Genomic DNA, 13717 nt, shown 5'->3' on the forward strand with positions numbered 1-13717 from the left:
AATGAAAACGAAATTATTAAAAAGTGTATGACATAATTAATAAAAATGAGAATCAATCCAAACAGTTCAATTCGAAGCGGCTATTCATACGAAGATTTATTTGTTTTAAGATTATGCATTGATTGGTTACGTAATCCAGATAAATATTCTGAAATAAAAATTCAATTCGTTCCTGTTGATTTGGGAATAAAAGGATTTGCTCTTGATGATGTAACAGCAACTCGTAAAAATGGCAGTGTAGAGTATTATCAGATTAAGCATAAACAAAACCCTGAATCAGATTTTTGGGATTCTGACGAGTTAATAAATAAAGGACTTTTAAAATGGATGAAATCATTTTTTGCTTTGAAGGAAAATAATCGGATTTGTTCATTAATTACAAATGGTCAATTAGATATTATTCTTAAGAAAAGTTTTAAAGACAATCATTTTAATTTAGAAAAAATAAAAACCCATAATGCTGATTTAGTCCTAAAGTTAGAAGAACAAGGATATTCGCAACTTTTACTAAAATCTTTTTTTGATAACTTTAACTTTAAATTTAATCAACCTAGCAAGAATTCTTTTGAGGAAGAACTTCGACAAGTTTTATATAAGGATTTAAAAGTTACTAAAGCTGGTGTTGACAGCTTAGGTACATGGCTTCTTTTTTTGGACAGATTAAAATTAGAGTATTAATTTTAACGTCAAGAAAAAACAATGAAAAAATCAAGATTTACGGAGGCCCAGATTTTAAAGGTGCTCCAGACCCAGCAAGAAGGTAAAAAAGTGGCAGAGATCTGCCGGGAGTTTGGGATTTCCGAGCAGACGTTTTATAACTGGAAGAGCAAATACGGCGGCATGACCCTCTCGGAACTCCAGCGTGTTAAGGAGCTGGAATCGGAAAATGCCCGCCTTAAGCGTATTGTTGCAGACCAGCAACTGTCCATCGATATTTTGAAGGAGATCAACGCAAAAAAGTGGTGACACCTTATCAAAAAGAGCGCTGTATTGCTTACCTGCAGGAGATAAAACCGGATGTAAGTTATGCTAAGGTGTGCCGCGTAATGGGACGCTCACGAACTTCAAAATATTATGAAAAGCGAATGCCGCCGAAGGATGAAAAGCTGAAAGGAGCCATCACATCAATATTGGGAACCAGCAGATTGGGACGCAAGAAAGTCATTGTGAAAGTGAAGAGGAAATTTCCTGAGTTCGGTGCTTCTCAAATCCGACGCGTGTATCAGAAGTATGGTTTTTCGCTTTACAGAAGAATGAAGAGAAAACGCTTCGACAATCCTGCCAATCCCATTTCTGTCCCGTTGGAGCAGAATGAGGAATGGGCAATGGACTTTATGAGTGATGCACTGGCAAGAGGTTCACGGTTCCGGACCCTGAATATTATTGATCAGTATAACAGAAAATGCCTGGGCATTGATATTCGCACCTCGATGCCCTCCAGAGCGGTAATAACGTTTTTGGAGCGTGTTATCGAGAAGCATGGCAAACCCAAGGGTATCCGCACCGATAACGGTTCGGAGTTCACCTCGGGTCTGTTCCAGACGTGGCTGCATGAGAATAATATCGAATGGATCAAAATCCAGAAAGGAAAACCACAGCAGAACGCCATCATCGAGCGGTTCAACAAAACCTACCGGGAAGACATTCTGGATGCGCATTTATTTTTCTCACAGCAGCAGGTGAAGCAGCTTACTGCGGTGTGGATTGAGGATTATAACAATGAAAGACCGCATGAGGCACTGAACTTTAAAACCCCGGCGGAATATGAAGCAGCGTAAGGTTTTATTAAGGCATGAGCTTCTGAAATATTGTTCAGAAAAAAGCACCGCAAAAAGCAGTGCTCCTGAAAATTATATTTCGTCGGCCAACTTATCCCTGTCAGGTTGCTCCTCAGCAGCGCCTGATTCCGTTTCGGTTGGCAAGTGCAAATTTCAAATGAAAAAACTATATTTACAAACTGTCGAAAAAGTAGACCACTTACCCTTACTACTGTATATTGCTCAACAAGGTTCAGATAAATACCCTCAAATCATTACTCTTAACGAAATAAGATCAAGGTTATCGTGGGATAATCCAAGACCTTTAAATCAAAATTTCGTTGTTCCATCTGATTTTCAATTTTTTGATAAAAGTATTCATCAAGAAATCATTGATGAATTACAAAATCTAAAGGGCGGAATAAAAGTATTTATAGGTAAACCGGGCTCCGGGAAAAGCACATATCTTTCTAAATTATATAGTATTTTACAAAAGAAGGGATGTCTTGTTTTTCGACATCATTACCATCTGAATCCTAAAGATTTATCTTTTCAAGAAAGATTAAACTCAGAAAGGGTTATAGAAGGGCTGAAAGCTGAATTCAAGAAGCAAAAAAATTCAGTAATAGAATCGTTAGGAGAACAAAATACCTCTCACATCCAATTAAAAGAGTTTATTGATCAAATTTCAAATTATAGTAGAGACTCCAATATTCCTTTCATTTTGATTATTGATGGTCTTGACCATGTAATTAGGGAAGGTAATAGCCAAAGACAACTTATTGATTTTCTTAATGAAATACTATATCCACAAAAAGGATTTTGGTTATTAATTGGAACGCAAGAAATGGCGATAGATTGTTTTCCAAATGCAATTCATCAATATGCTCCCAAAAATGAATGGATAGAAATTAAAGGTTTAAATCGTCAAAGTATTAAATCCATTGTCAACAAAACTTTTCCTAAGCAAGAAGAAACATATGGAAGTTATTATGAGACAATTATTTCAAAAATTCAAAAATTAACTCAAGGAAATCCTCTTCATTTAAGATATGTCCTTACAGAAATCAAAAATCAAAAAATGCATTTGTCAGCCTATGACTTAGATAACATTCCTTCATATAATGGTGAAATTGAAGAATATTATCAAGTACTCTGGAGGAGGTTGCCTGAGGTTTCAAAAACGATATCCTTTGCTCTTACAACTCTTGAGTTCAAGTTACAAGAAGAACAATTGTACTCATTGGTTTCAAATCTAGACATAAAGCCTCACAAGATAGTTGAAAGCTTTACCCAAATTCGTCATTTATTTAGATTTGACCTACAGGGAATATCAGTATTCCATAACAGTTTTTTAGTCTTCGTCCTCAAGCAACCAGAATTGAGAATACAACAAATTAGTCTCTACAAGGAACTTGAAAAATGGTTGAGAGAAGACAATCAGAAAGAACTTTGCTGGTCTGAGCTTCCCAAGATTCAGTATTATTTGGGTAAACCAGAGCTCTTGTTGTCAATTAATAATGATTGGATTATAAAATATTATCTAAAAGGAAAAAATGAGGTAATAATTGAAAATACTCTTTACATTGCCTCAAAGGCATCTTTTGAACTTAAATCTTTTGAGAAGGTAATTTATTTCTCAACAATACTCAACGTTTTTAGAAATAGAGAGTACAATTTAGGAGATACGTTGGCAACAATTTGGGTTACTTCATTTACAATGACAAAAGATTTGCCCTTGTCTTACCCTGACTTTTCAGACTTAACTGGTTATCAATTAAAGGAAATATTAATTGAATTATTAAAAAAAGGAAAAATTTCAGAGATTCCCGAAGATGCGATTAATCGTATTAATGAACTGCTACAAACAAATGATGAAGATTCAGAACAACTGGTTAAATATTGGATAGAAGTACTTTGCCATACTGAAAATCATGTTAATAAAGTTTTTAATTTTATTAAACAATTTAGAAAAGAAAAAAAATCAGCATTTTTATTCGGGTATTATATCAATGAAGTTCTGAAAATAAAAGAATCTGAACAAATAATCTCAAAAATCGTAAACCTAAAACTTAATCCCGAAGAAAAAAAATCAATAGGCAAAAGTTTAATTTTTGATGATGTGATTAAAAGAGTATCAAAATACGAGAAATTAATATTTAAACTTGTAAAAGAAGAAGACATTTTGAGAGGTTTATATTGTAAGCTCTTCAATTTGAGTTACAATTCAGAATTAAAAATTATACCATTTGAATTGTTTCCAAAAAAAGTGGCTTACTTCTCTTCCGAAATTCACCCAATAACTAAACAATTCGAACACAATCTTATTTCTTCATTTCTTAATAAGGAGGTAGATTATTTTCTAAATGTTTCAAAAGATAAAAATGAAGAATGGTTAATCCTATTCTATAATTCGGTTTTAAAAATCGGTGAAATAATTCGAACATATTACGATTCTAAAAAACATTTAGAAATCAAATCAGCACTTTTACCATTAATTGAACTTTCTAAATTGGACTTTGCAGAAAATCGGGATATTTATGATTATGAAAAGGAAACGATCCCTAAAATAATTAATAGTACTCTTTGGCTAGCGGCTACTGTTAATCGTTTCAACGGAATGCAGTATGAACTTAATCTAAACGATTTAGAGTTTTTAAATAATTGGAAATCTTATAATCGTAAATCTTTACATGGAGTCATAAATTCTAAAATGGTTTTTGTTGAAGAAAATGATTTTAATTCCTTCATACAAAACGAAGCAAGATATAGTTTAGAAGAAATTATTCCTTTCAATGAGAAAGCACAAAGACTATCTGAATTAGCAATTTTTGCGCTGAAAAATAATGATCGTAGTCATGCCAAAATTCTAATCAGTGAGGCAGCGAAAAGCATATTAGCTTATGGAAATCATAAAGATATGCTTCTATATCAAATTATAGAAAGTATAGAAGTTTGTGTAAAATCTGGTTCAAAAAAAGGAAATGAATTTATAAAACAGATTTTCCTCTATGTTTTTAATATTGAAAAACTTACAGATGGAGACGAAACGAATCATTTCATGGGAAAGCTGTGTGGTTTAATCTCAAAGGTTAATCCTCAATTATTATACAATCAATATTTCTATTACATCAAAAAACGCGAGTATTATGACATTGAGAATTGCTTTGATGATATATTATATACTCTTGATTATAGTGACTCATTAGCAAAAGCGATTGGTGGTACAGCGATAGATCCTCACTTTGAAACTCTTATGAAATTTTCAAATGAAAAACCAGATGTGATTCCTATTTTGTGGGAATTGCAAACAAAGTTTAACTATGATTTATCGCAAGAAGTAAAGAAAAAAGAAGAGAAATCTCAAACTGATACAAAATTAGTTGCAATTTTACCTAAAAAAATCAAGGATCATATTGAAAAAGAAATAGATTATAAAATTAGATTTGTTGATTATGGTATTTCAAGTCTTTTACTTACATGGTTTCAATCTCGACTATCACAAAACTTGAATACCAAAGAGAGTTTAATTGAGATAAAGAAAATAATTAATGGCGATTACTCAAAAGTTTCTTCAGATTTACTTGATATAATCTATCCTTTTGCATTTGAATATGATAAAGAATTTGCTTACGAGTGTATTACGTGGGCGCATTCTAACGGTGGTGGTTGGAGTATGTTTTCAAGAAGAGTGGAAGAGTCACAAATTCGATGGAAAAAAATTGAAAATGATTTTCCAGAAAGAATTGATGATTTCTATTTTAAAACAGTTGCGAATGTTGGACTTCATTATGGGCAAGAAAAAAATTTCGGCATACCAATTCCATATTCAAACCAATTCTTTGCTGATATAGATAATTTGGAGAAAGCTGAAAAAATTACTCAATATTATTTGGATATTCTTCCTACTATTTTTCCCAATGTTGAACTAGAAGTGCCTGAACACTTCATTAATCCATTAATAATAACAAATTTTGATATTTTAATATCAAGATTAACTTGGATTAGTCCAATAGTTCGAGGTATAGCAGGAGAGAAGATGGCTGATCTTCTTATACAGGATGTTACGGGTGAATTCCATAGCGGTTTTTTTAATTACTTATTTGAGGAAGAACTCGAAAGTAGAGTTTGTGAAGGATTGCTGATTTTAATTAAATCACTTGCGAAGGTTGATTCAGAAACCTATAAACATTTCACGCAATCCATTTTAGATAATCTATTGTCTATTAGATGTATGGCTACCGATCTATTGTTGATGAAAATTTCAAGTAAACTCAATTTAGATTTAAGATTTTCTGAACCAATTGTTACTACAATTAGTTCCGGAAAAACAAACCTCACAGAAGAAAAATTTAATAAGTTGATTGGTAGAAACTTACCTTTAAAATATTTAGATAATATAGATTTTCTTCAATCAAAAGCAACAGATCAATTTAAAATATGGAATGTTTGGTGTAATATGTATGAAGATGAATGTGAAATCAGAAACCTAAATTATAATAGGAATTCTGACGAGGATTTTAAAAACTCCGAACATAATTATATGACAGGTAGGTCTACAATTTTTGCTGATATTCTTAAATCTACTTTTTTTAGACTAATTGACGCTCTCTATAAATTTGATTTAATAGAAATAGCGGCTATTTTAAGGCTTACAATAATGAACTTACCTGTAGATTATTCTTTATGGGATATAAACACAGTCAATAAACCAAATTGGTTAACTAAATTTTCAATAAACAATATATTTGAGATTGAAAACTTAAGAGAAATGTACTCAAATTTATTTGAAGAAAATAACGAATACATACCAATTTATTTTAACTATTCTTTTCCTGTAAAGAATAATTCTGAAGATCGAAAATCAAATTTCTATGAAATTGAAACAACATTATTTGGTTGTGATGAAAATTTTATCGAAAAAAATAATGAAAAAGAAATCCATGAAAAACTTTCCGATGTAGGTATGTGGTATAATCCTACTTCGATTCCATTTCAATATGGATTAATGGATTGTGAGTTAGAGTTTCTTGAACCTCATGATAGTTCCTCAGAATTAGTTCCTTTAATCTCTCCGTTAGCTAATCAAACTAATAATATGTGGAATTACTTTAGAATGAAAAAAGGAATCTTTCTCTTGTCAAATCAAATTTCTAAAGATTTGAATCTTGATATATCATCAAATCAAATTGTATACAAAAGAACATCAGAAATTGTTGCCTTTTGGGGTGACTTTTTAGAAGATTTTAAAGATGTCACACCTTTTGATGAACCTCTTGGATATGGTGGGTTTTTAATGGTAAAAAAGTCTTATTTGAAAGAATTTATCGAAAAAAGAAACTGTAAAATTGGTGCTTTTGTAAAACATAAATCTATTAAAAAGAACCGGTTAGAACGAGGAAGTAAATATGACAAAAAGGAGAGTTTTGAAAAATTCTTATTAGAAATATAACTTATAATTTTTTTTCAAATGATTATATGATTGTTTATTTATTGACGGAGATATTTTTATTGTTTTGCTTTATAATTAGTACCACTTTTGTACACCTCGAACTGCATTACATACCATGAATAAACCAATATTTAGATTCTGTATCGGAGGGATTTTTAGAAAAAAAATAAAAATGAAACTAAAAATAATTTGCACGTTGACTGTGCTTATCGGCTTATGTATGATTTCTTGTAGGGAGCATGAGGAAATCAACGAATCTTTTTCTACGAAAGAAAATGAAATTATGTCCAGAACAGCTAAGGATGCTGCTTCAAAAAAAGATTCTTTGTCGTCTTTTGATGATGAAACCAAAGATCCGCCAGTAAAGGGAACTGGTTGGAAAATAAAACCATAAAAAAAGATTTATCATCTGCTGGATTTTGTAGTGTACAATGCAAATAAAGCTAGATTTTAGATATATGTAACTCAATTTTTTAATATCAAAATTTTTTAAACTATGAAAAAAACAATTAAATTACTATTGCCATCTATGGCGTTAGCATTAACATTATTATTCACTCTTTTGCCATCCCAAATGGAAGCAAAAGGTTTTGGGCTTGAAGAAAGCTATGGTCCGTGTTTAGAGACTTCTCCAGGAAATTATGAAAGAGCTATATATGAAGATGTTTACATTTTCTGGATTAAAATTCAGCATGAAGCTACAGGCGGTTGGGCATCTTGTTAATTAAAAGCAGGTGCAAGCACCTGCTTTTAAAATTTCTATATAATGAAAAAACTAATTTTAATTTTCTTATCCATATTTATAAAAAGTCAAGAAATAATCATTATTGATAGTCTTGATCACAGACCTATCTCTTTTTGTAAAATAATGGATAGTGATCATTTATATGTTACCGATTCTTTGGGTAAATACAATTTCGCAACATTTCCAAAAGAAAGTGTAATAATTTCGTCTGCCGGATATGAAGTAAAGAAAATTACATTAAAAACCGGTATTGTTAAACTGACTCCAAAATTTATTCAAATTTCTGAAATCAATATTTCAAATAATAATTTAAAAATTGATACAGAATTAGGATATAAAAGTTCTAAAAATACAATCATAATTGACCAAAATAGAGAATTTGCTGTTGAGATTAAAAGCCAGAATGCTAATTGTTTGATTGATAATGTTTCAATACCATTTAAGAAATCCTCAAGTAGCAAGGGGTATTTATTAGTAGATATTTACCATGATGAAAATGGAAAAATAGGAGAAAAAATAAATGCATCTAATTATGTTCTCGCAATTGAAAAGTTAGGAAAAAATAATATTTTACAATTAATAGACGAAATCTATATTGAAAAAGGAAACGCGATATACATTTCCATTATCTGGGTTGAAAATACATACACAAAAAGTGAAAAATTCGCAAATAAAATATTCTTATACACTCAACCTCATAAATCATCTGGTAAAATGTTCGTGAGAAAATCTAATTACGGAGACTGGGATCTAAAGCCATATATAGAAAATGTAGACCAAAAAAACAGCATCATTCCTGCTCTTAAAATACATGGTAAGTGTAGTAAATAAAAAAAAGATTTAGCATCTGTTCTATTGTAGTGTACAATGCAAGAAGGATAGATTTTAGATAAAGTGTATTTAAATTTAATTTTTAACTTTAGTGCTAAGGAAATGTTTCCAACTTAGCTTTTAGAAAATCGGAAACAACCTTTTTATTATGAAAAAAATAATTTTATCTGTAGTTGGCAGAAAATTTAAACAAAAGAGTTGCAAAAATCAATGGCGGAACTTTGATTCACACAATTTGAAATTAAAGTAGCGATATATTAAGTAAATTACAGTTGAATAATTTTTTACCATCCGTCGGACAAACCGAAACAGCGACGTTAAAGTTCATGAAAGTAGGTTAACTTCAATATTATATTATGAAAAAAATTTTAACGATTGTATTTTTTTTTATTCTTATTCAATTAAATAATTCTTGCAGATCAGAAGTAGATTCACAAATTACACCAACTGCTAAAACTTTAGCAAGAAATAAAAACTTTCAAGAAATTAGTAAAATTCTAATTTCAAATCTAAATAAAAATAAAAATTTCACAGAATTAAAAAAAATATCGAATAAAACTTCTCTTTCAAATAATGATAGGAAATTACTTTTCATTAATTTGGGATTTCAAGATGCTACAGACTTTAATAATTTCCAAAATGATCTGATTCAACTAAATCAAAAATTATCAAATGATTTCGATTTTAAATCTCTTAGTCAAAATCAGAAAACTATAATTATACAAGATGCAATCAATGAAATAACATCTAATTTTTCGGGACCAGAATCTAATCCATTTGAAGAAGATTATTATGATGATAGCGGCGGTAATGGGGATGTTGAGTTTTGTGCAGGTCGAAGATCTGCTTGCAAGCAATCTGCATATGGTAATTACATTATAATTGTAACAGGCTGTGTTGCAGGTGTATTGGTATAGCTGCGGGAACTTTTGGGGGTGCTGCACCTATAGGAGTTGCTTTAGCAGGCGCTTGTGTTGCAGCTGCACAAATTAACTATGACGCAAATAAACAATTATGTGATTATGATTATGTAGAATGTAGAAGAACAAGATAATAATAACTTTATTTATGATATATAATAATAAAAGCTCACTATTAATAGTGCTAAGTTTAATTGTAATATTTTTGCGGAATACGAAAATATTGAATGTTGAGATTTTTCTACCACTAATTATTTTTATTTTTATTTGGTATTTTTCAATCTTTATTATTAAACATAAAGATTACAGTGCCATTTGGTAAGTGGTCTACTTTTTCGACAGTTTGTAAATATAGTTTTTTCATTTGAAATTTGCACTTGCCAACCGAAACGGAATCAGGCGCTGCTGAGGAGCAACCTGACAGGGATAAGTTGGCCGACGAAATATAATTTTCAGGAGCACTGCTTTTTGCGGTGCTTTTTTCTGAACAATATTTCAGAAGCTCATGCCTTAATAAAACCTTACGCTGCTTCATATTCCGCCGGGGTTTTAAAGTTCAGTGCCTCATGCGGTCTTTCATTGTTATAATCCTCAATCCACACCGCAGTAAGCTGCTTCACCTGCTGCTGTGAGAAAAATAAATGCGCATCCAGAATGTCTTCCCGGTAGGTTTTGTTGAACCGCTCGATGATGGCGTTCTGCTGTGGTTTTCCTTTCTGGATTTTGATCCATTCGATATTATTCTCATGCAGCCACGTCTGGAACAGACCCGAGGTGAACTCCGAACCGTTATCGGTGCGGATACCCTTGGGTTTGCCATGCTTCTCGATAACACGCTCCAAAAACGTTATTACCGCTCTGGAGGGCATCGAGGTGCGAATATCAATGTCCAGGCATTTTCTGTTATACTGATCAATAATATTCAGGGTCCGGAACCGTGAACCTCTTGCCAGTGCATCACTCATAAAGTCCATTGCCCATTCCTCATTCTGCTCCAACGGGACAGAAATGGGATTGGCAGGATTGTCGAAGCGTTTTCTCTTCATTCTTCTGTAAAGCGAAAAACCATACTTCTGATACACGCGTCGGATTTGAGAAGCACCGAACTCAGGAAATTTCCTCTTCACTTTCACAATGACTTTCTTGCGTCCCAATCTGCTGGTTCCCAATATTGATGTGATGGCTCCTTTCAGCTTTTCATCCTTCGGCGGCATTCGCTTTTCATAATATTTTGAAGTTCGTGAGCGTCCCATTACGCGGCACACCTTAGCATAACTTACATCCGGTTTTATCTCCTGCAGGTAAGCAATACAGCGCTCTTTTTGATAAGGTGTCACCACTTTTTTGCGTTGATCTCCTTCAAAATATCGATGGACAGTTGCTGGTCTGCAACAATACGCTTAAGGCGGGCATTTTCCGATTCCAGCTCCTTAACACGCTGGAGTTCCGAGAGGGTCATGCCGCCGTATTTGCTCTTCCAGTTATAAAACGTCTGCTCGGAAATCCCAAACTCCCGGCAGATCTCTGCCACTTTTTTACCTTCTTGCTGGGTCTGGAGCACCTTTAAAATCTGGGCCTCCGTAAATCTTGATTTTTTCATTGTTTTTTCTTGACGTTAAAATTAATACTCTAATTTTAATCTGTCCAAAAAAAGAAGCCATGTACCATTTCTTTGAGTACAATGGGTATTCTCGTAATCTTAATAGGAATTAAACTTTACTTTTCTTAGAAATGATTTTCTGCCGACAAGATATTTGCAAAAGAAGCCCCAAAAATACATTATGAATAGGGGCTTACTTCGCAAATATCCAACCGCTTTGACTACTTTCTTATCATTAAACGCTTTTGCTGCAGAGACAACACTCAATGTCAATTATAAAAGCACAATGGAATTTGATGCTATAGGGACTTGCTATTTAACCATTACAGCGTACGGCAGCGATGGATCTACATATACTTGGACTGAAGAATATTGGGCATACAGTAATCAAAATTGTCAAGATCTTGCAAATTTTAGATTAGAACAGTTGAATGGTCAAAACTAATTATTAACAAAATCTGTGGTAAAATAAATTTACCACAGATTATATCAATTTTATATGAAGACCATACTTTTACTATTTTTTCTTACTGCTAATTTTTTGGCAGCTCAAAATATACATGTTGTTTATTCAAATAAAACCTCAAAATACACCACATTTCAAGAGGATTTATTTATAGTGGAAAACAATTCTGTAAGTATTCGAGATTCTACGGTTGTGAATACTTTTGACGCAAAGGCTAATAATTCAGGTAACAATGAAGCCATATTTTTCAGAAAAGAAAAAAATCATAAAATCACCTATTTTAAAAATCATAAAAATAAGGTCCTGTTTAACAATCACTTAGATGAAAAAATTTTCTTCATTGAAGATGTTTTGCCAGAAATGAATTGGAATACAAATCATGAAGAAACTAAAATGATTGCAGGATTCCTGTGTAATAAAGCAACTCTAAAATTTCGCGGTTCTAATATTACCGCATTTTATTCAAAAATATTGAAATATAATAGTGGTCCATATAAATTTGGAGGGCTTGAGGGCTTAATTTTGGAAATCCAAGATGATGATCATCCTGAATTTAATTCTTGGATTGCAACAATTGTGCAAGAGAATTATCAACTAAATCACAAACTTCCGAATATTCCAGATAATACAAAAACAATAAGTCTAAAAGATTTTTTAGTATTGAAAAATAAAAATAGCAATGATCAATTTAATAAAATGATTGGCAATGCTCCTTCTGGAGTCGTTATTAAAAATAAAAAAATTATAAGAGGTGGTATTGAAAAAAAATATGAATGGGAATAAAAAAATAATATTACTGTTTTTAACTGTAATTTATTCAACTGTTTTTAGCCAAGATTATAGAGTAATGTACAATTATTCATTTGTAAGCGATTCTACAAATGTAAAGTTTGTTGAAAATGAAATGATGGTTCTTGATGTTGCGAGAGAAGGTTCTGTGTTTTACAGTCATCCTAAATTTAGATATGACTCAATTGTAATTGAAAAACATAAAAACCGAGAAAATATTCTAGAAGCAGATCGATCCAGAATATTATTCTTCGTAGAAAAAGAATATCCAAACTTTGAGATGATGTATCATACTACACTAGGAAAAACAAATTATGCAGTAGCGGATAGCGCAAAAATTAATTGGCATTTAGAGAATGATCAGAATACGATAAGAGGATTTGCTGTACAAAAGGCAACTGCAAATTATGGTGGTAGACAATGGATTGCTTGGTACACAAAAGACATTCCAATATTTGATGGCCCCTTTAAATTCAATGGTTTACCTGGTCTGATCTTAGAGGTTGAAGATACAAAGTCTGAACACAAATTTGAGTTTTTAGGAATTGAAAATAGATCAAATGGTTACTCAAATTTTTATAAGGTTAATAAATTAAAGGAACTCAAGGTAAACGGAAATGAATTTCACAAAGCATGGGAAGCGTATAAAAAAGATCCTGCAAAAGATGTGAAATTTAGGCTACTGAGTTCAAAATTCGGGTTGAAGATAAATTACGACGGTAAAGATTACTCTGTTTCCGATATGATTCGAAATGCAGAGGAAATAGAACGGGCAAAAATAAAAAACAATAATAATTTCTTAGAACTCACACTTTATAGATAAAAAAAGGACAATAAAATACCAAAGACCTTTCTAAAACGGTAACTGATTGGAGATTAATTCTATTTTTGAATTTCTATAATATGAAAAAACTAATTTTAATTTTCTTATCCATATTTATAAAAAGTCAAGAAATAATAATTATTGATAGTCTTGATAATAAACCTATCCCTTTTTGTAAAATAATGGATAGTGATCATTTATATATTACAGATTCTTTGGGTAAATACAGTTTCGCAACATTTCCAAAAGAGAGTGTGATAATTTCTTCTGCCGGATATGAAGTAAAGAAAATTACATTATACGATAACGGAAATTATGAAATTTCATAGCTCTT

14 protein-coding genes are annotated in these 13717 nt (G+C 31.7%); 12 read left to right on the forward strand and 2 right to left on the reverse strand.

Annotation, left to right across the window (positions count from 1 at the left end; all coding sequences use genetic code 11):
- The first annotated feature begins 45 nt into the window (after window positions 1-45).
- The 8 genes from QGN23_RS12645 (at window position 46) to QGN23_RS12680 (ending at window position 9702) form a co-directional block, all read left to right on the forward strand.
- Window positions 46-678 carry a hypothetical protein gene (locus QGN23_RS12645; protein WP_282904625.1) on the forward strand — a complete coding sequence of 211 codons (633 nt, stop codon included), beginning with the start codon at window positions 46-48 and terminating at the stop codon, window positions 676-678.
- Between the two features lie 21 nt (window positions 679-699).
- A complete protein-coding gene (locus tag QGN23_RS12650) occupies window positions 700-966 on the forward strand; it encodes a transposase (RefSeq protein WP_282904626.1) in 267 nt (88 codons plus the stop codon).
- Window positions 960-1778, forward strand: coding sequence for an IS3 family transposase (locus tag QGN23_RS12655; protein ID WP_282904627.1), 819 nt, complete (start codon window positions 960-962; stop codon window positions 1776-1778). Before QGN23_RS12650 ends, QGN23_RS12655 begins: the two co-directional genes overlap by 7 nt.
- Window positions 1765-7209, forward strand: a complete 5445-nt coding sequence (locus tag QGN23_RS12660; protein WP_282904628.1) for an NACHT domain-containing protein — start codon at window positions 1765-1767, stop codon at window positions 7207-7209. The genes QGN23_RS12655 and QGN23_RS12660 overlap by 14 nt, the downstream gene beginning before the upstream one ends.
- Window positions 7210-7381: 172 nt before the next feature.
- Window positions 7382-7603 carry a hypothetical protein gene (locus QGN23_RS12665; protein WP_282904629.1) on the forward strand — a complete coding sequence of 74 codons (222 nt, stop codon included), beginning with the start codon at window positions 7382-7384 and terminating at the stop codon, window positions 7601-7603.
- A 102-nt stretch (window positions 7604-7705) separates the two neighbouring features.
- On the forward strand, window positions 7706-7933 hold the full coding sequence (locus tag QGN23_RS12670) for a hypothetical protein (protein WP_282904630.1): 228 nt from the start codon (window positions 7706-7708) through the stop codon (window positions 7931-7933).
- 42 nt (window positions 7934-7975) lie between these two features.
- Window positions 7976-8785 (forward strand): hypothetical protein, encoded by an 810-nt coding sequence (locus QGN23_RS12675; RefSeq protein ID WP_282904631.1) that lies wholly within the window; start codon window positions 7976-7978, stop codon window positions 8783-8785.
- A gap of 356 nt (window positions 8786-9141) precedes the next feature.
- Window positions 9142-9702 (forward strand): hypothetical protein, encoded by a 561-nt coding sequence (locus QGN23_RS12680; protein ID WP_282904632.1) that lies wholly within the window; start codon window positions 9142-9144, stop codon window positions 9700-9702.
- 524 nt (window positions 9703-10226) lie between these two features.
- Here QGN23_RS12680 and QGN23_RS12685 read toward each other — a convergent pair.
- Together QGN23_RS12685 and QGN23_RS12690 are read right to left on the reverse strand one after the other, a co-directional pair.
- Complete coding sequence (locus QGN23_RS12685; RefSeq protein ID WP_282904633.1) at window positions 10227-11045, reverse strand: IS3 family transposase; 819 nt, start codon at window positions 11043-11045, stop codon at window positions 10227-10229.
- On the reverse strand, window positions 11039-11305 hold the full coding sequence (locus QGN23_RS12690) for a transposase (RefSeq protein ID WP_282904626.1): 267 nt from the start codon (window positions 11303-11305) through the stop codon (window positions 11039-11041). The genes QGN23_RS12685 and QGN23_RS12690 overlap by 7 nt, the downstream gene beginning before the upstream one ends.
- A 181-nt stretch (window positions 11306-11486) precedes the next feature.
- On the opposite strand from QGN23_RS12690, the gene QGN23_RS12695 reads away from it, so the two are divergent.
- From QGN23_RS12695 to QGN23_RS12710, 4 genes are all read left to right on the forward strand, one after another.
- The gene (locus QGN23_RS12695) at window positions 11487-11750 is read left to right on the forward strand and encodes a hypothetical protein (protein WP_282904634.1); all 264 of its coding nucleotides are present in this window, start codon (window positions 11487-11489) and stop codon (window positions 11748-11750) included.
- 54 nt (window positions 11751-11804) lie between these two features.
- On the forward strand, window positions 11805-12554 hold the full coding sequence (locus tag QGN23_RS12700) for a GLPGLI family protein (protein ID WP_282904635.1): 750 nt from the start codon (window positions 11805-11807) through the stop codon (window positions 12552-12554).
- Window positions 12541-13383, forward strand: a complete 843-nt coding sequence (locus QGN23_RS12705) for a GLPGLI family protein (RefSeq protein ID WP_282904636.1) — start codon at window positions 12541-12543, stop codon at window positions 13381-13383. Before QGN23_RS12700 ends, QGN23_RS12705 begins: the two co-directional genes overlap by 14 nt.
- 80 nt (window positions 13384-13463) lie before the next feature.
- Entirely contained in the window at window positions 13464-13712 is a 249-nt protein-coding gene (locus QGN23_RS12710; protein WP_282904637.1) for a hypothetical protein, read from the forward strand.
- The last annotated feature ends 5 nt before the right edge of the window (window positions 13713-13717 follow it).

This window comes from Chryseobacterium gotjawalense, assembly GCF_030012525.1.
In the GTDB taxonomy this organism is placed as follows: Bacteria; Bacteroidota; Bacteroidia; order Flavobacteriales; family Weeksellaceae; genus Kaistella; species Kaistella gotjawalense.

Excerpts from the sequence above, each read along its gene's own strand:
- QGN23_RS12645 (WP_282904625.1), top strand. The coding sequence starts at position 46 with ATGAGAATCAATCCAAACAGTTCAATTCGAAGCGGCTATTCATACGAA.
- QGN23_RS12650 (WP_282904626.1), top strand. The coding sequence starts at position 700 with ATGAAAAAATCAAGATTTACGGAGGCCCAGATTTTAAAGGTGCTCCAG.
- QGN23_RS12660 (WP_282904628.1), top strand. The coding sequence starts at position 1,765 with ATGAAGCAGCGTAAGGTTTTATTAAGGCATGAGCTTCTGAAATATTGT.
- QGN23_RS12665 (WP_282904629.1), top strand. The coding sequence starts at position 7,382 with ATGAAACTAAAAATAATTTGCACGTTGACTGTGCTTATCGGCTTATGT.
- QGN23_RS12670 (WP_282904630.1), top strand. The coding sequence starts at position 7,706 with ATGAAAAAAACAATTAAATTACTATTGCCATCTATGGCGTTAGCATTA.
- QGN23_RS12675 (WP_282904631.1), top strand. The coding sequence starts at position 7,976 with ATGAAAAAACTAATTTTAATTTTCTTATCCATATTTATAAAAAGTCAA.
- QGN23_RS12680 (WP_282904632.1), top strand. The coding sequence starts at position 9,142 with ATGAAAAAAATTTTAACGATTGTATTTTTTTTTATTCTTATTCAATTA.
- QGN23_RS12690 (WP_282904626.1), bottom strand. The coding sequence starts at position 11,305 with ATGAAAAAATCAAGATTTACGGAGGCCCAGATTTTAAAGGTGCTCCAG.
- QGN23_RS12695 (WP_282904634.1), top strand. The coding sequence starts at position 11,487 with ATGAATAGGGGCTTACTTCGCAAATATCCAACCGCTTTGACTACTTTC.
- QGN23_RS12700 (WP_282904635.1), top strand. The coding sequence starts at position 11,805 with ATGAAGACCATACTTTTACTATTTTTTCTTACTGCTAATTTTTTGGCA.
- QGN23_RS12705 (WP_282904636.1), top strand. The coding sequence starts at position 12,541 with ATGAATGGGAATAAAAAAATAATATTACTGTTTTTAACTGTAATTTAT.
- QGN23_RS12710 (WP_282904637.1), top strand. The coding sequence starts at position 13,464 with ATGAAAAAACTAATTTTAATTTTCTTATCCATATTTATAAAAAGTCAA.